Origin of the sequence: Streptomyces sirii, from assembly GCF_045690365.1 — a bacterium.
Classification (GTDB): domain Bacteria; phylum Actinomycetota; class Actinomycetes; order Streptomycetales; family Streptomycetaceae; genus Streptomyces; species Streptomyces sirii.
In genome coordinates, this window is record NZ_CP147982.1 from 6,851,919 (window position 1) to 6,872,832 (window position 20,914).

Annotated in this window: 19 protein-coding genes; 10 read left to right on the forward strand and 9 right to left on the reverse strand. The window is 71.5% G+C overall.

The window, feature by feature from the left end; all coding sequences use genetic code 11:
- Positions 1-35: 35 nt before the first annotated feature.
- Entirely contained in the window at positions 36-1,010 is a 975-nt protein-coding gene (locus WAB15_RS30610) for a response regulator transcription factor (RefSeq protein ID WP_407288185.1), read from the reverse strand.
- Positions 1,011-2,160: 1,150 nt separating this feature from the next.
- On the opposite strand from WAB15_RS30610, the gene WAB15_RS30615 reads away from it, so the two are divergent.
- Entirely contained in the window at positions 2,161-2,922 is a 762-nt protein-coding gene (locus tag WAB15_RS30615) for a thioesterase II family protein (RefSeq protein WP_407288186.1), read from the forward strand.
- A gap of 51 nt (positions 2,923-2,973) precedes the next feature.
- Here the strand turns inward: WAB15_RS30615 and WAB15_RS30620 are convergent, their stop codons facing one another.
- The 5 genes from WAB15_RS30620 to WAB15_RS30640 all read right to left on the reverse strand — a co-directional run bounded on the left by WAB15_RS30620 (position 2,974) and on the right by WAB15_RS30640 (position 9,103).
- On the reverse strand, positions 2,974-3,738 hold the full coding sequence (locus tag WAB15_RS30620; protein WP_399146129.1) for a GNAT family N-acetyltransferase: 765 nt from the start codon (positions 3,736-3,738) through the stop codon (positions 2,974-2,976).
- Positions 3,739-3,972: 234 nt separating this feature from the next.
- Positions 3,973-4,602 carry a nucleotide exchange factor GrpE gene (grpE, locus tag WAB15_RS30625; RefSeq protein ID WP_407288187.1) on the reverse strand — a complete coding sequence of 210 codons (630 nt, stop codon included), beginning with the start codon at positions 4,600-4,602 and terminating at the stop codon, positions 3,973-3,975.
- Complete coding sequence (gene dnaK, locus WAB15_RS30630; protein WP_407288188.1) at positions 4,599-6,476, reverse strand: molecular chaperone DnaK; 1,878 nt, start codon at positions 6,474-6,476, stop codon at positions 4,599-4,601. Before dnaK ends, grpE begins: the two co-directional genes overlap by 4 nt.
- A gap of 173 nt (positions 6,477-6,649) precedes the next feature.
- Positions 6,650-7,708 carry a type III polyketide synthase gene (locus WAB15_RS30635; RefSeq protein ID WP_399146132.1) on the reverse strand — a complete coding sequence of 353 codons (1,059 nt, stop codon included), beginning with the start codon at positions 7,706-7,708 and terminating at the stop codon, positions 6,650-6,652.
- Positions 7,709-7,897: 189 nt separating this feature from the next.
- Positions 7,898-9,103: a cytochrome P450 gene (locus WAB15_RS30640; protein ID WP_399146133.1), complete on the reverse strand. Its 1,206-nt coding sequence runs from the start codon at positions 9,101-9,103 to the stop codon at positions 7,898-7,900.
- Between the two features lie 361 nt (positions 9,104-9,464).
- Between WAB15_RS30640 and WAB15_RS30645 the strand changes: the two genes are divergently transcribed.
- The 5 genes from WAB15_RS30645 (at position 9,465) to WAB15_RS30665 (ending at position 14,722) form a co-directional block, all read left to right on the forward strand.
- Positions 9,465-10,274: an S-methyl-5'-thioadenosine phosphorylase gene (locus tag WAB15_RS30645; RefSeq protein WP_407288189.1), complete on the forward strand. Its 810-nt coding sequence runs from the start codon at positions 9,465-9,467 to the stop codon at positions 10,272-10,274.
- A 104-nt stretch (positions 10,275-10,378) separates the two neighbouring features.
- Positions 10,379-11,596 (forward strand): PP2C family protein-serine/threonine phosphatase, encoded by a 1,218-nt coding sequence (locus tag WAB15_RS30650; protein WP_407288190.1) that lies wholly within the window; start codon positions 10,379-10,381, stop codon positions 11,594-11,596.
- A 108-nt stretch (positions 11,597-11,704) separates the two neighbouring features.
- Positions 11,705-12,673 carry a zinc-binding alcohol dehydrogenase family protein gene (locus tag WAB15_RS30655; RefSeq protein ID WP_407288191.1) on the forward strand — a complete coding sequence of 323 codons (969 nt, stop codon included), beginning with the start codon at positions 11,705-11,707 and terminating at the stop codon, positions 12,671-12,673.
- 123 nt (positions 12,674-12,796) lie between these two features.
- A complete protein-coding gene (locus tag WAB15_RS30660; protein ID WP_407288192.1) occupies positions 12,797-13,921 on the forward strand; it encodes a 12-oxophytodienoate reductase in 1,125 nt (374 codons plus the stop codon).
- A gap of 198 nt (positions 13,922-14,119) precedes the next feature.
- The gene (locus WAB15_RS30665; protein ID WP_399146138.1) at positions 14,120-14,722 is read left to right on the forward strand and encodes a CGNR zinc finger domain-containing protein; all 603 of its coding nucleotides are present in this window, start codon (positions 14,120-14,122) and stop codon (positions 14,720-14,722) included.
- A gap of 44 nt (positions 14,723-14,766) precedes the next feature.
- Here the strand turns inward: WAB15_RS30665 and WAB15_RS30670 are convergent, their stop codons facing one another.
- Both WAB15_RS30670 and WAB15_RS30675 read right to left on the reverse strand, forming a co-directional pair.
- Positions 14,767-15,300 carry a hypothetical protein gene (locus WAB15_RS30670; RefSeq protein ID WP_407288193.1) on the reverse strand — a complete coding sequence of 178 codons (534 nt, stop codon included), beginning with the start codon at positions 15,298-15,300 and terminating at the stop codon, positions 14,767-14,769.
- A gap of 156 nt (positions 15,301-15,456) precedes the next feature.
- Complete coding sequence (locus WAB15_RS30675; protein WP_407288194.1) at positions 15,457-16,545, reverse strand: hypothetical protein; 1,089 nt, start codon at positions 16,543-16,545, stop codon at positions 15,457-15,459.
- A gap of 437 nt (positions 16,546-16,982) precedes the next feature.
- Between WAB15_RS30675 and WAB15_RS30680 the strand changes: the two genes are divergently transcribed.
- The 4 genes from WAB15_RS30680 (at position 16,983) to WAB15_RS30695 (ending at position 20,029) form a co-directional block, all read left to right on the forward strand.
- Positions 16,983-17,123 carry a hypothetical protein gene (locus WAB15_RS30680; protein ID WP_399146141.1) on the forward strand — a complete coding sequence of 47 codons (141 nt, stop codon included), beginning with the start codon at positions 16,983-16,985 and terminating at the stop codon, positions 17,121-17,123.
- Positions 17,120-18,055 carry an ATP-binding cassette domain-containing protein gene (locus WAB15_RS30685; RefSeq protein WP_407288195.1) on the forward strand — a complete coding sequence of 312 codons (936 nt, stop codon included), beginning with the start codon at positions 17,120-17,122 and terminating at the stop codon, positions 18,053-18,055. Before WAB15_RS30680 ends, WAB15_RS30685 begins: the two co-directional genes overlap by 4 nt.
- Positions 18,015-18,878: an ABC transporter permease gene (locus WAB15_RS30690; RefSeq protein ID WP_399146143.1), complete on the forward strand. Its 864-nt coding sequence runs from the start codon at positions 18,015-18,017 to the stop codon at positions 18,876-18,878. The genes WAB15_RS30685 and WAB15_RS30690 overlap by 41 nt, the downstream gene beginning before the upstream one ends.
- A 125-nt stretch (positions 18,879-19,003) precedes the next feature.
- Complete coding sequence (locus tag WAB15_RS30695; protein ID WP_407288196.1) at positions 19,004-20,029, forward strand: threonine aldolase family protein; 1,026 nt, start codon at positions 19,004-19,006, stop codon at positions 20,027-20,029.
- A 96-nt stretch (positions 20,030-20,125) separates the two neighbouring features.
- Here the strand turns inward: WAB15_RS30695 and WAB15_RS30700 are convergent, their stop codons facing one another.
- Positions 20,126-20,839, reverse strand: a complete 714-nt coding sequence (locus WAB15_RS30700; protein WP_399146145.1) for a TetR/AcrR family transcriptional regulator — start codon at positions 20,837-20,839, stop codon at positions 20,126-20,128.
- Positions 20,840-20,914 lie beyond the last annotated feature (75 nt).

A 20,914-nucleotide genomic window follows, 5' to 3' on the forward strand; every position in this document is an offset into this window, starting at 1 on the left:
CAAGCTGCCATCGATGTGGGCGGGGCGGAGCCGGATCACCTCGGGCACCAGCGGGCGGCGGCCCAGGCAGCCGTGGGGCCGCCACCGCGGCGGGGCCGCCGCAGTGTCAGGGGCCCGCCAACGCAGCCGAGTTGCTCGTCGGTCGGGTCGCGGTCGCTGCTGATCTCCGGGGCGGCACCGGGGCCGAGGCCGTCCCGCTGGGTCGGGACCACCGGCACCGCCCCGCGCCCGGACGGCGCGGCGGGACGGGGTGAACCACCGCGGATGTCGACGTCGATGAGCCCGAGCGCCGCCGCCTTCACCCCGGCCTCGAACCGGGACTCGGCACCCAGCATCTCCATCAGGCTCGCGACATGCCGGCGGTAGGTCCGCACCGAGACGCCGAGCTGGCGGGCGGCGACCTCGTCCTTGCGCCCCGATCCCAGCAGCCGCAGGATCTGCGGGGTCTTCTCGTCCAGGATGTTCTGGTGGTAGCGGACGAACGTCTCCAGGTCGCAGGCGCTGTCCCAGCTGGCGTCGAGCAGCGTGAGCAGCGGTTCGACGATGACGGGGGAGTGCACCAGGAGGCAGTTGCGGCCGTTCTCGGCCGGCCACATCAGGGCGCGCCTGCGGTCGATCACCAGCATCCCGTGCAGGTCCACGGTGCTGATCCGGGTCTGCGCCCCGTGCTCCCGGCCGATCCGCTCAAGGAACTCCTGCCGCCCGTGCCCGTCGAGTTCGTCGGGGTGGCAGATCACGGACACGGCGATCGACCGCTCGCCCAGGGCGGCGATAGCGGCGCGGAAGCGGTCGATGTCCTCCCGGCGGAACCCGTTCATCTGGCCGTTGACGAGCAGCACTTCCTTGCGGGCGGTCCGAAACAGGCTGTCCGCCAGCTCGAAGTACTCGACGCCGGAGTGCCGGTCGACCAACTCCCCTCTGGTGGGCGGTCCGACGATGCTCTCGATCGTCGGGCCGACGCGGCGGTCGGCCCGACGCAGTAATTCCTCGACCTGCTGTCTGCCAGTCACTGGATACCTCTCTTCAACGTGCGCAGGGCGACCGTCCGGACCGTCCGTCAGCTGGCGGACGGGGGGTCCGGCGGTCCTGTTCAGTTGAGCGGAAAACAGTGGGGGGACCGGTGGCTCACACGGGTGCGGCGGCGGGGGCGCGGAAGCGGTTGATGGCACCCAGATGCCGCGCGCGCATCTCCGGATCCCGTGGCGTGTGAGGGAGAGGCGGAGTGACATGCGGGGCGGTAGGGGGAACACACTGCGGGGTAGTTCGGTAACCCCGCAGGGGAGCGCTTCTCGCAGGTATCAGCAGTCGGTCGAGTTCATTTCAAGTCCCCCGTTGAGTTCTTGTGAGCAGGTGCGCCGGCCACCGGCGGCGCGGCCACGTGCGGTAAATGCGGCGACGACCGGAAAGGCGGCCGCATGGAGAGTGGAAAAGAAATATGTAACGTGCGGAAATTCGTGGAGTGGAAGGCGGTTTCCACAGTGGTGGACCGTGCCCTGCGGCACACATGTCAGCGGGGTGTCCACCCCGTCCCGCACCCCCGTCACGCCTTCCCCCAGAACCCCGTTGACACGGACTCGCCGCAGGGCCGCGCGGCCGGCCCGGGCACGCGGCCCGGGCCGGCTCCACGTCAGCCACCCCCATCGGCCGCGCCGCCCCACCAGATCGTGCGGCTTTGCGGCAGCCCCGAAGCTATCTTCGGCTCAGTAATGTCGTCAAGATTATTCCGGCGCGACGCATGGTGAGTCAGAACTCAGCAGGTGAGAGCCGTGGTGAAGCCGCTCACCTGCAGAGAATTGCACTCCTGATGCATCTGCAGAAAATTTCACCTCGGGCCCTGCGATGTTTATCCGCCGGGCGAGGTGCAAAAAATTGCAGTCAAGCTTTGGGAAAGTCCGGATGGTCTGCGTACAGCCCCTGCGCGATGCCGGATGCCGGCGTGTGCGGCCGGCCGTGGAGTGCGCGGTTTCGATAAACGCGGCACGCCGCTCATGCACGGAACGTACACTCCACGGCGCGGAGGTGTACGCCGATCACTGCGGCCTTCCCGGATCCCCGAACCCCTCTCGGCGCCCGGCGCACACGAAGTCCGTCGTGCGCACTGTCGACACCCGGCCGACCCGAGCAGTCCGAGCGAGCGAAGAGACAAAGGAGTTGCGGTCGATGAACAGCACCGAGGACAACGAGCTGTGGGTGCGGCGCTTCCACCCGTCCCCGGAGGCCGCCGCCCGCCTGGTCTGCCTCCCGCACGCCGGCGGCGCGGCCAGCTTCTACTTCCCGGTCTCGGCGGCCCTGGCCCCCCGCGTCGACGTCCTGGCCGTCCAGTACCCCGGCCGCCAGGACCGCCGCAAGGAGCCGTGTATCGACTCCCTCCCCGAGCTGGCCCGGCAGATCGTCCCCCGGCTGCTCCCGTGGACCGACCGCCCGCTGGCCCTGTTCGGGCACAGCATGGGCGCCTCGCTCGGCTTCGAGGTCGCCCGGCTGTTGGAGCACCAACACGGCGTCGTCCCGGTCGCGTTGTTCGCCTCCGCGCGGCGGGCGCCGTCCGCGCACCGGGACGAGTTCGTGCACCGGCAGAGCGACGACCGGCTGATCCGCGAGGTCGAGGAGCTCAGCGGCACCGACTCGCAGCTGCTGCGGGATCCCGAGATGCGGAGCATGGTCCTGCCGGCCCTCCGCGGCGACTACAAGGCCGCCGAGACCTACCGCTACGCGCCCGGCCCCGACCTCGGCTGCCCCATCACCGCCCTGATCGGTGACACCGATCCCCGGGTGACGGTCGAGGAGGCCCGCGCGTGGGCCGCCCACACCACCGGGGAGTTCGCCCTCAAGATCTACGGCGGCGGGCACTTCTACCTCAACCAGCACAGCGGCGGCGTCGTCCGGGAGATCTCCGGCCAACTGCTGTCCGCCACCGGCGTGTAGAGCGCCCCACCGGCCGCCCGACGGCCCGCTGCCCGAGGGCGGCCCGCGGCCTCAGGCCGCGCCGATGCGGGCGGCCACGCAGGGGTCCTCGTTGCGGTATCCGAGGCGGGTGTAGAGGCGTTCGGCCGGGGCGTTGTCGGCGAGCTGCCACAGGGTGCAGAACCCGTGCCGGCGTACCGCGAGCCGGGTCAGCCAGGCGGTCAGCGCGGCGCCGAGCCCCTGGCCGCGCAGCGCGGCGTCGGTCGCCACCGACGCCATCAGCGGGGCGCCGCTGTCCCGCAGGCTGCTCAGGGCGCCGCACGCCACCAGCCGCCCGTCGGCGTCGTCGCGGATGCCGGCCCACAGGCTGACTCCCGAGGAACCGGGGCCGGTGGAGTGGGCCGGGCTGTGCTCGGCGAGGAAGGCGACGAGCTCGTCGTGGTGGGACTCGTCGAGCGCGGACACCCGCTCCTCGCCCCGTTGGACCGGCGGCTCCTGAAGCGTCCAGCGGAAGACCCACTCGACGGCGTCGGTCACCGCCAGGTGGCGGCCGACCAGGGCGTCGGTGCCGCGCGGGCCGGTGAACTCCCGCACATCGTCGGCGAGCCCGTGTGCGGCGCGCAGGACGAGTCCGGCGGCGGCGTCCGGTGCGCCGACGCTCCATACGTGGCCGCGGGGGCCGTCGAGCCAGGCGGCGGCGCCGTCGCCGGACCAGCTGACCCGGTCGGCCGGGCGCTGCCGCGCGGCGCCGAAGCGCAGCAGGGCGGATCCGGCCTGGCGCTCCAGGCCCTGGTCGAACAGTTCGGCGGTCCGGGGGACGAGGGTCGTTGCCTGCATCGCTCTCTGGGAAGGACGTAAGGGACACGTACGGGATCCTTCGGCCCCGAGCGCGAGGCGCGCCCGGAGTCGTCGGTATGCGGGAGGGAGCCCGGCAGCGGCTGCGCGCGCGGCGGGCCCGGCCGACCGGGCCGCCCACTGTCGCACACCGCCCCAGGTCCGGGGCAAATGCGCCGGACGGTCACGCCGCGCCGCGGGCGGTCCGCCCCGCACCGCCCGCGGCTGCGGTCGACCTCAACGTGCCCTGGCGCAGGGCGTGTTGCCGCCCGGCGGCCCCGGCGCTCCGGGCACGTCCGGGTCCGGTGGTGCGGCGACGGCCACCTGGGCGGGCCGCAGCAGCTGCCCGCCGACCCGGTAGCCCTGCCGGACGACCGCGGAGCAGGTGAGGTCCCCGACCCGGTCGGTGCGGGTGCAGGTGACGGCCTCGTGGACGTGGGGGTCGAAGGGGGCGCCGGGCCGGGCGACGGACTGCAGGCCCAGGGCCGCCAGCTCGGCCTCCAGGGTGTCGGCGACGCGCCGGAAGCCGCCGGTCACCTCGCCCCGCTCGGCGGCCTCGGCGAGCGCGTCGAGCACCGGCAGCAGCCGGCCCAGCACATTGGCCACGGCGATCTCGGCGACGGCCTGGCGGTCGCGGCGCACCCTCTTGCGGTAGTTGTCGTACTCGGCCTTGAGCCGTTGCAGGTCGGCCGTGCGCTCGCGCAGCTCGGCGCCCGCCACCTCGGACGCCGCCGGCGGGTCGGTGGCGGTCCGCTCCTTGCCGGTGGCGGTGCGCAAGGGGAGCCCGGCGGGGCCGTCCTGCGGCCCGCGTCCGACGAGTGCCAGCCGCGGGCGGGCGGGGCCGCGGACGTGGGGCGGGCGGTTCATCGGGCGCCTCCCTCCTTCTTGTCGTCGTCGATGATCTCGGCGTCGACGACATCGTCCTCGGCCCCGGCCTGCTGCCCGTCGGCGGCAGCGCCCCCGGTGCCGCCCCCGGCGGCCTGCGCGGCCTGGGTGTCGGCGTACATGGCCTGGCCGAGCTTCTGGGAGACGGCCGCGAGCTTCTCGCTGGCGGTGCGGATCACGGACGTGTCCTCGCCCTTGAGCTTCTCCTTCAGCTCGGCGACGGCGGTCTCGACCTCGGTCTTGACCTCACCGGGGACCTTGTCCTCGTTGTCCTTGAGGAACTTCTCGGTCTGGTAGGCCAGCTGCTCGCCCTGGTTGCGGGTCTCGGCGGCCTCCCGCCTGCGGCGGTCCTCCTCCGCGTACTGCTCGGCGTCGCGGACCATCCGGTCGATGTCGTCCTTGGGCAGCGAGGAGCCGCCGGTGACGGTCATCTTCTGCTCCTTGCCGGTGCCCAGGTCCTTGGCGGTGACGTGCATGATGCCGTTGGCGTCGATGTCGAAGGAGACCTCGATCTGCGGGACGCCGCGCGGGGCCGGCGGAAGGCCGGTCAGCTGGAACATCCCGAGCTTCTTGTTGTAGACCGCGATCTCGCGCTCGCCCTGGTAGACCTGGATCTGCACGGAGGGCTGGTTGTCCTCGGCGGTGGTGAAGATCTCCGAGCGCTTGGTCGGGATCGTGGTGTTCCGCTCGATGAGCTTGGTCATGATGCCGCCCTTGGTCTCGATGCCCAGGGACAGCGGGGTGACGTCCAGCAGCAGGACGTCCTTGACCTCGCCCTTGAGGACACCGGCCTGGAGGGTGGCGCCGATGGCGACGACCTCGTCGGGGTTGACGCCCTTGTGCGGGTCCTTGCCGGTCAGCTCCTTGACCAGCTCGGTCACCGCCGGCATCCGGGTCGAGCCGCCGACCAGGATCACCTGGTGGACGTCGGAGACCTTGATCCCGGCATCGTCGACCGCGTTGTGGAACGGCGTCTTGCAGCGCTCCAGAAGGTCCGCGGTCAGCTGCTCGAACTGCGAGCGGGTGAGCTTCTCGTCCAGGTGCAGCGGGCCCTCGGCCGACGCGCTCAGGTACGGCAGGTTGATCGTCGTCTCGGTGGCGGCGGACAGCTCGATCTTGGCCTTCTCGGCCGCCTCCCGCAGCCGCTGGGTGGCCATCTTGTCCTGGGACAGATCGATGCCGTACGCGTTCTTGAACTGCTTGGCCAGGTGATCGACGATCCGCTGGTCCCAGTCGTCGCCCCCCAGGTGCGTGTCGCCGTTGGTGGCCTTCACCTCGACCACGCCCTCGCCGATCTCCAGCAGCGAGACGTCGAAGGTGCCGCCACCGAGGTCGAAGACCAGGATCGTCTGGTCGTTCTCCTTGTCCAGGCCGTAGGCCAGGGCGGCGGCGGTCGGCTCGTTGACGATCCGCAGCACCTTCAGCCCGGCGATCTCCCCCGCCTCCTTGGTGGCGGTGCGCTGCGCGTCGTTGAAGTAGGCCGGAACCGTGACGACGGCGTCCGTCACGTCCTCGCCCAGGTACTGCTCGGCGTCGCGCTTGAGCTTCTGCAGCACCCGCGCGGAGATCTCCTGGGCGGTGTAGTGCCGGCCGTCGATGTCCCCGCCTCCTTCGGGGAAGCGCCACTCCGCGTCGCCCATGTGGCGCTTGACCGACCGCGCGGTGCGCTCGATGTTGGTCACGGCCTGCCGCTTGGCGATCTCCCCCACGAGCACGTCGCCGCCCTTGGAGAACCCGACCACCGACGGAGTGGTGCGGGCCCCCTCGGCGTTGGCGATGACCGTGGGCTCACCGCCCTCCAGCACGCTGACCACCGAGTTCGTCGTCCCGAGGTCGATACCCACTGCACGTGTCATGGTCCTCTCCTTACCTGGCCGCAGGCCCTCTCACCTGCTGGTATGGAGAGGGCACCGCCTCCACCCTCTGGATAGATCGCGCCGTGCCGCGTGTCAAGATGCCCTGGTTTGCGACATATGGACACGCGGCCGACGGCGGATGGCGATGTGTGCGTGGTGACCGGCCGTGACGGTTACTCCGCTGATCCCGAGGTCCAGGTGCCCAGCGCCATCTCGGCGGTGATACCGGGACCGAAGCCGGCCATCAGGCCGCGGTGGCCGTCGAGGGAGGACGCTTCGTCGAACATCCTGGCCAGGGCGTCGAGGATGACCGCGCTGGCGATGTTGCCGTACTCGGTCAGCGTCGCCCGGCTGAAGCGGAACGCCTCGTGCGGCACCTCCAGGAAGCGGCTGAGGTCGTCCAGGATGCGCGGGCCGCCCGCGTGGACGAGGTAGAAGTCCAGGTTGCCGGCGTCCCAGGACTGCTCCTGCGCGACCGCGCGCAGGGCCGGGGCGAGCGGCTCCATGGTTCCCGGCACCCGCTTGTCCAGCAGGAAGTGGAATCCGGTGGACCGCACCGCGTAGGAGATCCAGTCCTCGGTGTGCGGGATGAGGTAGGAACCGTTGCGCTCCAGGTGGATGCCGGTGCCGCCCTTGCCGCGGACCACGGTGGCGGCCACCGCGTCACCGAAGAGGCCGTTCGACAGCAGCGACCCCACGCCCAGGTCGGTGGGCTGGTAGCACAGCGAGCAGAACTCGCAGGCCACGATGAGCACGTTGGCGTCCGGGTACGCCGTGCAGAAGTCGTGCGCCCGGTTGATCGCGGCGCCGCCGGCGGCGCAGCCGAGCTGCGCGATCGGCATCTGGCGGGTCTCCGACCTGAAGCCCAGCTTGTTGATGAGCCAGGCGGTCAGCGCCGGCATCATGAAGCCGGTGCAGGAGACGTAGACGATCAGGTCGATCTGCCGTGCCTCCAGCTCGGCCTGGTCCAGCGCCTGGCGCACCACGGCGGGGACGCGGGCCTTGGACTCCTCTTCGTAGACCTCGCTGCGGGCGTCGAGACCGGGGTGCTTGAGGACCTTGTCGATCGGCTGGATCAGATGCCGGGTGAGGACGCCGGTGTGCTCGATCAGCCGGAGTACCAGCTTCAGCTGCGTGTGGTCCTTGTGCAGCCGCCGCGCCAGTTCGAGGGTGTCTTCCTGGGTGATGACGTATTCGGGGACGGCTATCGCTGGTTTGCACAGAACTGCCATGGGATTTCACTCCTTGCAGACCGTGGTCCGCCAGTGCACATCCCTGTGCTCAATTCGTTTCGGCGGGCCTGCCTTCGAAGAAGGGACTCTCCCCGAGGGATGAACTCTCCTTGTCCAGATGGGCCAACTGGTCGAGACATCACGGTAAGCCAGGCGGGCAAGAACCGCATGCCCGCCTGTGGCACACCGTCACCAAGTGACCGGCAGCTCTACCGGATAGCGCCAAATCGAGGTCTTGTTCCAGGGCACTTCGTCGGCCGGCTTGGCCAGTCGCAGCTCCGGAAAACGCTTCAGGAGGGCGCTGAGGGCGACTTCGAGCTCGGTGACGGCCAGCGGGGCACCCAGGCAGTGATGCCCGCCCCAGCCGAACGTCATATGGGACGGCCCCTGGCGTTCCACATCCAGTTCGTCGGGCCGTTCGAATTTCTCACCGTCCCGATTTGCCGTCAGATACGAAACGTGCACGATGTCCCCGGCCCGGATCGTCACCCCGCTCAATTCGACGTCCTCCAGGGCGACCCGGGGGATGCCGACGCCCTTGCGGAAGGGGATGAACCGCAGCATCTCCTCCATCGCCTGCGGGAGCATCTCGGGGCGCGAGCGCACCAGCTCCAGCTCCTTGGGCCGGGTGAGCAGCGTGTAGGCGAGGTTGCCGATCTCGTAGGTGGTGGTGTCCTGGCCGGTGATGAGCAGCACCATGGCCATGACGGTCAGTTCCCGCTCGTCGAGCAGCTCGTCGCCGTCCCGCGCCGTGGCCAGGGCGCTGATGAGGTCGTCGCCCGGGTTCTGGCGCCGTTCCGCGGTCAGCTCCGCGAAGTACTCCCGCATGTCGGCCTTGGCCCGTACGGCGTTGTCCTTGTTGTCGAGGCCGATGTCCATCATCGTCCGGGCGTGGGCGCGCAGCTGGGCGCGGTCGGCCTCGGGGATGTCGAGGACCTCGCAGATCGTGGTCAGGGGCAGCGGGGAGGCCAGATGCTCCATCAGGTCGGCCGGCGACCCGTGCCGCTCCATCTCGCCCAGCAGCTCGTCCACGACCCGCTGGGTGCGGGCCCGCATGCGCTCGACCTGACGCGGGGCGAACGCCTTGGACACCAGGCTGCGCAGGCGGCTGCTGGCGGGCGGGTCCATCACGTTGATCGCCTCGTCCTGGACGATCGGCTCGGGCGTCATGCGGGGGAAGTCGTGGCCGATGACGGCGTGGCGGCTGAAGCGCCGGTCGGTCGTCACGGTGCGTACGTCGTCGTACCGCGTGACGAGCCAGGCCTCGCCCTCCCCGTACGGCAGCTTGATGCGCGCGACGGGTTCTTCGGTCAGCAGACGCTTCAGCGTCGGATCGAATTCAAGGGCCTCGGCGTAGTCGAAGGGACAGTTCCAGACCTTGGATCCGGATTCCATGTGAACTCCCGACGTCAGAGGTTTTGACATCACTTGCGATCTCATTATCGTGAAACGGGAGATGCCGGGGCGGCCCGGCGTCGGTTCCATTGCGCCGAACGGGTGGTGAACCCCGATTCCCGCCGACACCGCGTCCCGGCCGGAATCGGAACCCGCCGAACTCCTCGTTTCCGCATTCTTTGCCGAGTTGCCGACCCCGCTGATTTCTGCATTACCCGCCGGCCGGCCACTCGGCGGCGGGCGCGGTGCCCGCCCGCTCCCGCCGAGTGACCCGATGCCTGGAGAGAGGTATCGGTACAGCCTCCCGACGCCTTTCCTCCACTAATGTGGAGCGACTTCACGCCGCAGCGGGACAGGACCCATGACCATCACTCCCACCGCCGAACTCGCCGTCATCGGCGGCAGCGGTTTCTACGAGCTCCTCGCGGACGCCGAACGCGTCACCGTCGACACCCCCTACGGCGCGCCGTCCGACGCGATCACCCTGAGCCCGGCCGGCGGCCGCCGGGTCGCCTTCCTGCCCCGCCACGGACGCGGCCACGCCGTACCCCCGCACCGCATCAACTACCGCGCGAACCTGTGGGCGCTGCGCGCGCTGGGCGTCCGCCAGATCCTCGCCCCGTGCGCGGTCGGCTCGCTCCGTCCCGAACTGGGCCACGGCACCGTCGTCGTCCCCGACCAGCTGGTGGACCGTACGAGCGGCCGCGCCCAGACCTTCTACGAGCAGGGCGCGGTGCACATCTCGTTCGCCGACCCCTACTGCGTGCACGGCCGCCGGGCGGTGCTGGCGGCGGCCGCCGCGACCGGCACCGAGGCGACCGACGGCGGCACCATGGTCGTGGTCCAGGGGCCGCGGTTCTCCACCCGGGCCGAGTCGCAGTGGTACGCCGCCGCGGGCTGGTCGCTGGTCAACATGACCGGGCACCCCGAGGCCGTACTCGCCCGTGAACTCGCGCTCTGCTACACCGCGGTGGCGCTGGTCACCGACCTCGACGCGGGCATCGACGCCCGCCGGAGCGTCTCCCAGGAGGAGGTCTTCGGCGTCTTCGCCCAGAACACCGAGCGCCTGCGCGGCCTCGTCCTCGAAGCCCTCGGCCGGCTCCCCCGGGAGCGCTCCTGCGCCTGCCCCGGCACGCTCGCCGACATGACCCTCCCCTTCCCGCTGCCCTGAGGGACCCGCCGTATGACATGCCACCGATGGCGTAATGGCCGGGCGGGGCCGATCGGGCACGCGAGGCTGTGGCCCTTGTGCACGGTCGTACCGGGAGTCCGTGAGTGAACAGATCGGGTGAGACGGTCTTCGAACGGATACACCGCGGCCGCCGGCCGGACCGCGGCCGACCGTCCGACGGCTGCGCGCCGACGGCGCAGAACAGCGGCTTCGAGGTGCCCCGCCCGCCCGCGTGGATGCGCTGGCTGCCGCTCGCCTACGTCGTGTTCGTCATGCTCCTCGAAACGGTGACCCCCACGAAGTGGGCGGTGAGCTTCCTGCTGATCGCGCTGCCGGTGGTCGCCGCCTACACCCTCGGCCCCGTCGGCGTCGGCCTCGTCACCGTCTTCGCCGTCGTGCTGCTGGGCGTGGTGGCCGGCACTCCGTGCTGCACGGGCCACAACCTCCACCAGCTGTGGGAGAACCACCACGTCGCCGCGTACATCGCCACCGGCCTGGTCGGCGTCCTCGGCATGGCGCTGGCCGCCCACCGCCGGCGCCAGGAGCGGGACTTGGTCCGCGCCAACTCGGTGGCCGAAGCCTTGATGCGGACCCTGCTGCGACCGGTGCCGCACCAGGTGGGCAACGTCCTCGCGGCCGGTCTCTACCGGGCCGGCGAGGTCGGCACCATGGTCGGCGGCGACCTCTACGACATCCTCGCCACCGCTGCCGGTGAGCGCGCCATCATCGGGGACGTCCGCGGCAAGGGGCTCAAGGCCGTACGTACCGTCGCCGACACCCTCGGCAGCTTCCGCGAGGCCGCCTACGACCAGGGCGACCTGCTGTCCGTCGCGGCCCGTCTGGAACGGCGCCTCGCCCGCGAGGCCCAGGAGATCCGCGACGACGAACTGTTCGTCACCGCCGCCCTGGTCGAGTACGACGCGCCCGCGGGCCTGGTGACGATCGTCAACCACGGGCACATCGAACCGGTCCTGATCTCCGGCGGCGAGGTGACGGCCCTCACCGGACCGCCCGCCCTGCCGCTGGGCCTGGCCACCCTCGTCGACGAAGACCCCGTCGCCTACACCCACCCCTTCGGCCCCGGTGACGTCCTCCTGCTGTGCACCGACGGCCTGATCGAGGCCCGCGACCACAACGGCGCCTTCTACCCCCTCCTCGACCGTCTCCGCCACGGCTTCGCGGACCGGCCCGCGCCCGGCCCGGGCGACGTGGTCGACTTCCTCAACACGGATCTGCCGCTGCACACCCGCGTGTTCCACGACGACGTCGCCATCCTGGCGATCGCACCGCACACCGCCGAGAGCGACGACCACCCGCGCTGAGCGGCCGGTCTCCGCGACGTCGGCCCGGCCGCGGCACCCAGGCGATCTCATCCGCCACGTAGTTTGGCGACGGAACGGCGATCGGTTCGGCATCGGAGAGGGGCAGGCATGCGCGCCATGCGGTTCGAGCGGTTCGGTGGTCCGGAGGTGCTGGCGGAGGCCGAGGTGCCGGACCCGGTGGCGGGGCCGGGGGAGACGCTGGTCGACGTGGTGGCCGCGGGCGTCAACTTCGGGGACATCAAGCAGATCGCGGGCGAGCACACCGACGGTCCGTACGCGCCGAAGGGGCCGCTCCCGCGCATTCCCGGTCTGGAGGTCGTGGGCCTAACCCCGGACGGCCGCCGGGTCCTGGGCTGTCTGCCGCAGGGGGGATACGCCGAGAAGGCGGTGGTCGCCGACCGCGACCTGGTCGAGGTGCCGGAGGGGGTGCGCGCGGGCGAGGCGCTGGCCCTGCTCGTGCAGGGGCTGACGGCGTGGCACCTGCTGCGGTCGGCCGCCCGTATGGCGCCCGGCGAGAGCGTGGTGGTCCATGCCGCCGCGGGCGGAACGGGCAGCCTCGCCGTCCAACTGGCCCGGGAGTTCGGGGCGGGACGGATCATCGCCACGGCCTCGTCCGAGGACAAGCGGGCCTTCGCCCTGGAGCTCGGCGCGGACGTGGCGATCGACGGCGCGGCGGAGGGCTACCGCGAGCGGGTCCTCGACGCCAATCACGGCCGCCCGGTCGACATCGTCCTGGACGCCGTCGGCGGCCCGGTCCTCGACTCCGCCCTGGACGCGCTCGGCTACCTCGGGCGGCTGGTCACCTACGGTGCCTCGTCGCGGCAGGCCGCCTCCGCCATCGCGCCGGGCCGCCTCGCGCTGGAGAGCCGCACCGTCGCCGGCTTCTGGCTCATCCCGCTCCTCGCCCGCGACGGGGCCGGTGGCCCGGCACTTGAGGAACTGCTCGACCTCACGGCGCGGCGACGGCTGCGGCCGCTGGTCGGCGCGGAGTACGACCTCGCGCGGGCGCGCGACGCCCACGAGGACCTGCTCGCCCGCCGGACGAAGGGGAAGCTGGTCCTCCGCCCTCGGAGCTGAGCCCCGGCCGCGCGGGGGTGAGTAACGGCACACGACAACGGCAGAGGTGTATCGCCAAACGAAAGAAGTCTATGGCTTACGCTTCTGTCATAGGATCGAGTTGCTGCACCTGGGGAGCGCACCATGGCGATGACGACGTACGAGGACTCGCGAGCGGCACGGCTGCTGGGACGGCCGTTCACCATCGGGGGCCTCACCCTCCAAAACCGGATCGCCATGGCGCCCGTGACCCGGTGCTTCTCACCGGGTGGGGTGCCCGGGGAGGACGTGGCGGCCTACTACGCGCGCCGGGCGGCCGGCGGGGCGGGGCTGATCATCACCGAGGGCACCTTCATCGGCCGCGACGCCGCGGCCGCCTACCACGACGTGCCGCACTTCTACGGCGAGGACGCGCTGGCCGGCTGGGCGCGGGTGGTCGACGAGGTGCACCGCGCGGGCGGCCGCATCATGCCGCAGCTGTGGCACACGGGGGTGTCGCGCGGCCCCGGGAGCCTGCCGGCCGGCGTCCCCGCCGAGGGCCCGTCCGCGGTGGGGCTCGACGGCCGCCCCTACGGCACCGCGATGACGCCGCAGGACATCGACGCGGTGATCCGGGCCTTCGCCGAGGCGGCCGCGGCCGCCGAGCGCACCGGCTTCGACGGCGTCGAACTCCACGGTGCCCACGGCTACTTGATCGACAACTTCCTGTGGTCGCGCACCAACCGCCGCGCCGACGGCTACGGCGGCGCCCCGGCCTCCCGCGCCCGCTTCGCCGCCGAGGTCGTCGCCGCGGTGCGCGCCGCCGTCTCGCCCGGCTTCCCGGTCGTCTTCCGGCTGTCCCAGTGGAAGACCGGCCACTATCAGGCCCGGATAGCCGAGACCCCCGTGGAGCTGGAGCAGTTGGTCGCCCCGCTCGCCGCGGCCGGAGTGGACGCCTTCCACGCCTCCACCCGCCGCTACTGGCTGCCGGAGTTCGGCGGTAGGGGGCTGAATCTGGCGGGGTGGGTCAAGAAGCTGACCGGCCGGGCCGTGCTGACCGTGGGATCCGTCGGCCTCGACCAGGAGTTCTCCGACCCGCGGAACCGGACCCAGCGATCCGAGGCCACCGGGATCGACCTCCTGCTGGACCGCCTGGAGCGCGACGAGTTCGACCTGGTCGCCGTCGCGCGCGCCCTGATCGCCGACCCCGACTGGCCGGCCAAGGCGCTCGGCGACCGCCTCGACGAGGCGATTCCGTACGACGCGGCCCTGCTCGCCACGTTGCGGTGAGCGGGGCGGGCGGTCCGGGGGGCCGGTAGTTGGGGGATGGTGGTCGGGGCATGCCTGGGACGGTGCCGGTAATGGGTGACCCGCTTACGGGTATGTTCTCCTCGGAGGGACGCGTGCCCGCCGCCCCTGTGAAAAGATGGACCGCCCATCCGCCCATCCGCCCATCCGCCCGACGTCCCGCCAGGAGGTGTGAACGCGATGACCTGGCCCGCAACCACCCGCTACCGCCAGGACCCCGCGCCCGGTGGGCTGGGCCTCGTCCAGGACCTGCTCAACACCGTCGCCGCGGGCGCCCCGCGCCGGCCGGACTTCCTCGCCGCCCTGGAGGACGCGCAGGCCTGGGCGGACGAGGCGATCGCCGAGTGGTCGGCGGTCACGGGGCAGCCCGTTCCCCCCGTGATGCTGGACGCCGACGGCCTCGACGGGCTCCGGGCCTTCCGGGACGACCTGCACGAACTGACCGCCTCGGGGCAGTCCACCGGAGCCGAACCGGCCACCGCCGTCACGCCCGTCCTGCACAGTGCCAGCGCCGCGCTCCAGATCGGGGAGGACGGGCTCGTCCGCCTGGAGCCGCGCGGCAGCGGCTGGCGTCGGCTGGTCTCACTGATCCTCACCGCCGCCTTCGAGGCGCAGCAGGCCGATACCCGTCGCCGCCTCAAGACCTGCCGCAACCCCCGCTGCCGGGTGGCCTTCTACGACCGTTCCCGCAACAACAGCGGCGTCTGGCACGACGTCAAGATCTGCGGCAACGCCGCCAACCTGCGCGCCTACCGCGCCCGCCGGAAGGCCGAGAACACCTGACCGGCCGTGCGGTCGCACTCGGTCCGTCCGATCGGTCCGTCCGATCAGTCCGTCTGATGCGCGTCCCGCGCCGCGTCCACGAAGCGCTCCAGCGCCGCCCAGAAGGGGCTGTAGGCGGCGTCGAACGCACCGCGACGGTCGGTGTCACCGTCCAGTTCGGCCCTGACGGCCGCGTAGAAGGGGCCGGTCGCCTTCTGGAGGGCGAGCGCCGCGGCCGCGGCCGACGGCGGGCCCTCCAGTTCGACGACGCGTGCGCAGCGGCGGATCTTGGCGTACTCGGCGACCTCACGGTCGTGCAGCTCGCCGAGCGTGGCCGTACGGGCCTCCGAGCCGGACAGCCGCAGCGTCGCGGAGATCTCCCAGTACAACTCGCCCATCCGGTGGGTCTGTTCGATCAGATCCAGATAGGCGGTGCGCCGACTCTCCCGCAGCCGCTCGGCGCGCTGCGAGCGCGCGGCGATCTCGGCCTGGATCCTGGCGGCCCGGGTACTGCCGCGGCTGGTGACCCAACTGGCGAGCACGGCCGTGCCGCCGGTCACCGCCGCGATTGCCAGAGTCCACCATGTGCTGTCACCCACGTGGCGCCACACTACCGAGCCGCTCCGGTGCACCCGACGCCGAGCCGCCCCCGCGGACCGGACGCCGGGCCGCAACCGCGGAAAAACCGGACGCCGGGCCGCTTGCGCGCACGCGACACCCGGCCGAGACGATCCGCCACGCGCCCCACGGCGCCGCTACGACGGGAATTCGCCCGGTGGCACCGTGCTCGTGCTCGCATTGCCGCCGAGCACCTTGTTCAGCGTGAACGTCAGCACGGTGTACTGCGTCCCACCGGACACCCGGACGGTCCGGAAGTTCGCCTTGTCGTCGAACTTCTCGAAGCCGCACTCGCGGGTGAAGGAGCTCTTCGCGCCGTTCCAGTCCTCTCCCGTCGTGAAGTACACCGTGTACGAACCGCTGTCGACGCTGCGTATGGTGGTGTTCGAGCCCTGGCGCACATACACGGAGAACGCCGTCCGCCGACCGCGGGTCAGTGTGACCACCGCATCCGTGCCGGTGCCGTTGTTGATCGTCAGCCGCCCGAGGCCGCCCCGGCTTCCGTCGCGGAGGAAGGCGCCGTTGGCGAGCCTGCGGTGCTTGGCCCGCTCCGTACGCGGCAGCCGCAGCGCGGCGTCATAGCCGAGCGCACCGAGCGCGCGGGTGGCTTCCTCGACGCTCTTCGGGCTCTGGGCCGTCCCCAGTTCGACCCGCGGTGAGGTGGCGCAGCGGCCGCCCTGCCCGCGGGCGCTCTTGAGGTCCTGCCCCAAAGCACGTAGGGCCGTGGCGAGTTGGCTGTTGCCCGAGCCGGCGTCGTCCGGTGTGCGGGTGGTCTGCAGCGCGTCCGCGGCGGCGTCGGCCTTGGTGGCGGCGGCGTCCAGCGCCGCCTCCAGCGAGCCGCCCTCGTGCGCCCGGTCCACCGCGCGCAGCGCGTTGTCGAGCGGTACGAGGGTGTGGGCGAGCGCCTTGCGATAGGCGTCGGGGGCGACGGAGGGCTTCGGGGGTGGCGCCGACGAGGTGGAAGTGCCCGGAGAGCTGCTGCCGGAGCCGCTCGCCCTGTCCGTGCCGCCCCCCTCCGACGCACAGGCCGCCAGCACGAAGCAGAGCGCGAGCGCCGTCGCGCCGAGGCCGGCCGTCCGGCGCGCCCGCCGCCGCCCCAGTCGCCGCGCTCCGCTCGCGGCGCGTGCCCCGTCCTCGTATGTCGATGCCCCGTCCTCGTAGGTCGAAGTCCGGTCCTCGTACGTCGATGTCCCGCCCGTCGGACGCGCAGACGTGTATCCCGGCATGAGCCCCCCGATTCCCCCGATACCTCAGGTACTCCCGCTACCTTCGGAATCCCCCGACTTCCGGCAATCGCCGGAAGAACCAGACTTCTCCGCCTACAACCTGACTGTCAAGGGCGGAAGTTGGGGCTGTGGACAACGTACGGCCTCCCGGAGTTTCCGCATCGTCATCGCGCCCGGCTCCGCCCTCGCGCAGCTGTCCGGCGGAGCCGGCCACGGCGGCGGTGGGCACGGCGGCGGTGGGCACGGTCCGGGCCCACGCGAAGATCGCACCGCCACCGGGAGCGCCGACTCCGCCACTCGGGGCGCAGACTCCGACTCCGTCTCCGGAAGCGGAGTGACCAGGGCGAACCCCTTGGGGCCGGCCACGGGGCGTGATGCTCTGCCGTGCCCAGCGCGCTTCCTGGCCGCCGCCGCTCACCCAGAACTAAAATCGGGGCATGGCTGCAGGGGAGTGCCCCCACTCGCTCGCCGACCTTCCGGCCGATGACCCGGCCGGCGCCCCGGCCGGTGTCCGGCGGCCGATCCGGCGCCGGTCGCGGTCCGGCCGTCTGCGGCGCGAGGAGGTGGCGGGCCCATGACCACCGACGACGGGCGCAGTCCGGGACCGGCCGCCGAAGCGGCGTCCGCCGCCCCCGCTCCCGACGCCGTGACCTGCCTCGCCCTCCACTACGCCTTCGGCGAGACCCGGGCCGTGGACGGCGTGGACCTCTCCGTACGCGCCGGTGAGGTCTTCGGTCTGCTCGGGCCGAACGGTGCGGGCAAGACCACCACCATCCGCTGCATCACCACGCTGCTGCCCGTCCCGGCCGGCATGGTGCGGGTATTCGGGCATGACGCGGCGAAGGAGCGGATGGCGGTCCGCCGGCTGCTGGGCTATGTGCCGCAGCAGCTCTCCGCCGACGCCGGACTGACCGGCCGCGAGAACGTCGCCCTGTTCGCCCGGGTCTTCGACGTCCCCCGCCGCGAGCGCGCCGCTCGCGTCACCCAGGCGCTGGCGGCGGTCGGCCTCACCGACGCCGCCGGCCGGCTCGCCAAGACGTACTCCGGCGGCATGATCCGCCGGCTCGAACTTGCCCAGGCACTCGTCAGCGCGCCGCGCCTGCTGATGCTCGACGAGCCGACGGTCGGTCTCGACCCGATCGCCCGTACCAGCGTCTGGGAGCACATCAACGCGGTACGGGAGGCCACCGGCATGACCGTGCTCGTGACCACGCACTACATGGACGAGGCCGACCGGTACTGCGACCGCGTCGCCTTGATGCACCGCGGCCGCATCCGTGCCCTCGGCACACCGGACGCCCTCAAGTCCGCCCTGCGCGCCCGCCTCCGGGCGGCCCGCACTCCGCCCACCTCCGCCACACCGAACCCCGCCGCCGCATCGCGCTCGTCGGACGCCGCGCCGACGCTGGAGGACGTCTTCCGGGACGTCGCCGGCAGCGGCCTCGACGAGCAGTCAGGAGGCTTCCGCGATGTCCGAAGCACCCGCCGCACGGCCAACCGAGTCGGCTGACACCCCCACCGGCGCCGACGGACTGGATCTGCTGCTGGTCCCGCCGCGCTCCCGCACCGGCTGGCGGGTGCTGCCCGCCCGGGTCGTCGCCATGTGCGTGGTCGAGGTGCAGAAGCTGCGCCACGACCGCACCGAGCTGTACACCCGCGCCGTCCAGCCGGCCCTGTGGCTGCTGGTCTTCGGCGAGACCTTCACCCGCATCAACGCCATCCCCACCGGCGGCATCCCGTACATCGACTATCTGGCGCCCGGCATCATCGCGCAGTCGGCCATGTTCATCGCGATCTTCTACGGCATCATGATCATCTGGGAACGGGACGCCGGCATCCTCACCAAGCTGCTGGTCACGCCCACCCCACGAGCCGCCCTGATCGCCGGCAAGGCCTTCGCCGCCGGGGTGAAGGCGCTGATCCAGGCCGTGGTGGTGATCGTCATCGCGGCGCTGCTCGGCGTGGCCATGACCGGGAACCCGCTGCGGCTGATCGGGGTGGCCGTCGCCGTGGTCCTCGGCTCGGCCTTCTTCTCCTGCCTGTCCATGACGATCGCCGGGATCGTGCTCACCCGCGACCGTCTGATGGGCATCGGCCAGGCCATCACCATGCCGCTCTTCTTCGCCTCCAACGCCCTCTATCCGGTGGCGGTCATGCCCGGCTGGCTCCAGACGGTCAGCAAGGTCAACCCGCTGAGCTACCAGATCGATGCCCTGCGCGGCCTCCTGCTGGGCACCCACGCCCATCTGGCCCTGGACTACGCCGTCCTCGTGGTGTCCGCGGCTCTCGGTATCGCCGCCGCGGCCTCCCTCCTGGGGCGCCTGGCCCGCTGAGCGGGGAGGCCTCCGGGCGTATCCCGGCCCTGTTTTCCCGGCGCGCGGAGATCTCGGCCGCCATGCGTTGAAAAATACGGCAAAAGCCTGCACCGGCAAATCATTTGTGTGTTTGATTGGGTCCCATGAATGGTTCTCGATCTATTGATCTGCGATCTGACACAGTGACCAAGCCCGACGCCGAAATGCGCGCCGCAATGGCCTCCGCCGAAGTGGGTGACGACGTACTCGACGGTGATCCCACGATGCGCGAGCTGGAGGAGCGCACGGCTCAACTTCTCGGTATGGAAGCCGCTTTGTGGGTGCCGACCGGCTGTATGGGCAACACCATTGCGCTGATGCTGCATCTACAGCGGGGCGACCGCTTTCTGGTGCCCCGGGCGGCGCATGTACTGGACAATGAACTGGGCACCGCCGCATGGCTTGCCGGCGGCCTGCCGGAGCCGTTGGCGTGGGACGCGGCGCCCGGTCGCCCGTCGCCGGAGGCCGTGACGAAGGCGGCGGGTTCCAGCGGGCCGTACTACCGGCTCCGCACCCCCCTGCTGTGCCTGGAGAACACCCACAACGCGGCGGGCGGCGCCGTCACGCCACCGGCCGAGCACGCCCGACTCGTCACGGCGGCCAACGCCGCAGGCCTCAAGGTGCACTTGGACGGCGCGCGCATCTGGAACGCCGCGGCGGCTCTCGGTGTGAAGCCGGCGGAGCTGACGGCCGGTGTGGACAGTGTGCAGGCCTGTCTGAGCAAGGGGCTCGGCGCTCCGGTCGGTTCACTGGTCGCGGGCTCCAGGGCCTTTGCCGACGAGGCGCGCCGGGTGCGCAAGATGCTCGGCGGGGGAGTGCGCCAGGGTGGTGTCCTGGCGGCGGCGGGGCTGGTGGCGCTGAACCGCCTGGACCGCCTGCACGAGGACCACGAGGCCGCCAGGGAACTCGCCGACGGTCTGGCCGAACTCGGCCTGCGGGTGCGGGCTCCGCGGACCAACATCGTGCTGGCCGAGGTGGACGATCTCCAGCAGTGGCTGACGCGGCTGCGCGCGGCAGGGGTGCTGGCGTCGTCGATGGACGGCTGCGTACGGTTCGTCACACACCGGGACGTGTCCCGGGCGGACATCGGCGAGACGCTGCGCCGAATAGCGGAAGTTATCCAGGGCTGATCTTCACGCCCGGTCGCCGGTCGGAATTCCGCGGTGTATTGGCCCTTCACGACGAAGGGTCAATGCTCCGTGGATCTCCGTGGATCTCCGCGGAGATCACTTCTTCAGATCGTTGCTGATTCCGGCCAGTAGCCGGTCCAGCCCGAATTCAAAGCTTTCGTCGTCGTTCGCCTTGACGAGCAGTCCGCTGAGCCTGACGAAGTGCGGGAAGTCCTCGCTCGGCAGCGATTCCACGAACGACTGCATGGTGTCGGCGTCTTCGGAGGCGTCCTCGGAAGGGCCGCCGGATTCGGCGAGCCGCTGCCGGGAGAGTTCTACGAGCACACCGCCGATGGTGTAGTTCGCGATCAGGTTGTAGGCGTAGGCGATGGATTCCTCGGGGTACCCCGTCCGCAGGAGCGCGCCGAGGGTGTACTCGACGACGCGCAGCGCCCGGGGGCCCAGCGTCGGACGGCTCGCGGCCAGCCGCGCCGCCTCGGGGTAGCGGCTCAGCACCCGCCGCACCTCGTGCATGACCCGGCGGAGGTCCTCCAGGGGCTCGCCGTCCTCGTCGGGGAGCCGCACCTCGCCGAAGATCTCGTCGAGCACGAGGTCGAACAGCTGGTCCTTGGTGGCCACATGCCAGTACATCGATGTCGCCGCGGTGCCGAGATGGGCGGCGAGCTTGCGCATGCTCAGCTCCTCCAGCCCGTGCCGCTCCAGGTAGTCCACCGCACCGCGGACGATCTGCTCCCGGGAGAGCGGCTGCTGCCTGCGGGGCGGCTTGTCCGCCACCCAGGCCGCGCTCACCTTGTGCCTGCCGTCCGTCACTTCGCCTCCATGAGTCCGGGGGTGTGCCTGCGTGTGCTGGTGGTGCCGGCGTGCGATCTAGAGTACAGTGCCCGA

Coding starts and splice junctions, on each gene's coding strand:
- WAB15_RS30615 (WP_407288186.1), top strand. CDS start 2,161: ATGAACAGCACCGAGGACAACGAGCTGTGGGTGCGGCGCTTCCACCCG.
- WAB15_RS30620 (WP_399146129.1), bottom strand. CDS start 3,738: ATGCAGGCAACGACCCTCGTCCCCCGGACCGCCGAACTGTTCGACCAG.
- grpE (WP_407288187.1), bottom strand. CDS start 4,602: ATGAACCGCCCGCCCCACGTCCGCGGCCCCGCCCGCCCGCGGCTGGCA.
- dnaK (WP_407288188.1), bottom strand. CDS start 6,476: ATGACACGTGCAGTGGGTATCGACCTCGGGACGACGAACTCGGTGGTC.
- WAB15_RS30635 (WP_399146132.1), bottom strand. CDS start 7,708: ATGGCAGTTCTGTGCAAACCAGCGATAGCCGTCCCCGAATACGTCATC.
- WAB15_RS30640 (WP_399146133.1), bottom strand. CDS start 9,103: ATGGAATCCGGATCCAAGGTCTGGAACTGTCCCTTCGACTACGCCGAG.
- WAB15_RS30645 (WP_407288189.1), top strand. CDS start 9,465: ATGACCATCACTCCCACCGCCGAACTCGCCGTCATCGGCGGCAGCGGT.
- WAB15_RS30655 (WP_407288191.1), top strand. CDS start 11,705: ATGCGCGCCATGCGGTTCGAGCGGTTCGGTGGTCCGGAGGTGCTGGCG.
- WAB15_RS30660 (WP_407288192.1), top strand. CDS start 12,797: ATGGCGATGACGACGTACGAGGACTCGCGAGCGGCACGGCTGCTGGGA.
- WAB15_RS30665 (WP_399146138.1), top strand. CDS start 14,120: ATGACCTGGCCCGCAACCACCCGCTACCGCCAGGACCCCGCGCCCGGT.
- WAB15_RS30675 (WP_407288194.1), bottom strand. CDS start 16,545: ATGCCGGGATACACGTCTGCGCGTCCGACGGGCGGGACATCGACGTAC.
- WAB15_RS30680 (WP_399146141.1), top strand. CDS start 16,983: ATGGCTGCAGGGGAGTGCCCCCACTCGCTCGCCGACCTTCCGGCCGAT.
- WAB15_RS30685 (WP_407288195.1), top strand. CDS start 17,120: ATGACCACCGACGACGGGCGCAGTCCGGGACCGGCCGCCGAAGCGGCG.
- WAB15_RS30690 (WP_399146143.1), top strand. CDS start 18,015: ATGTCCGAAGCACCCGCCGCACGGCCAACCGAGTCGGCTGACACCCCC.
- WAB15_RS30695 (WP_407288196.1), top strand. CDS start 19,004: ATGAATGGTTCTCGATCTATTGATCTGCGATCTGACACAGTGACCAAG.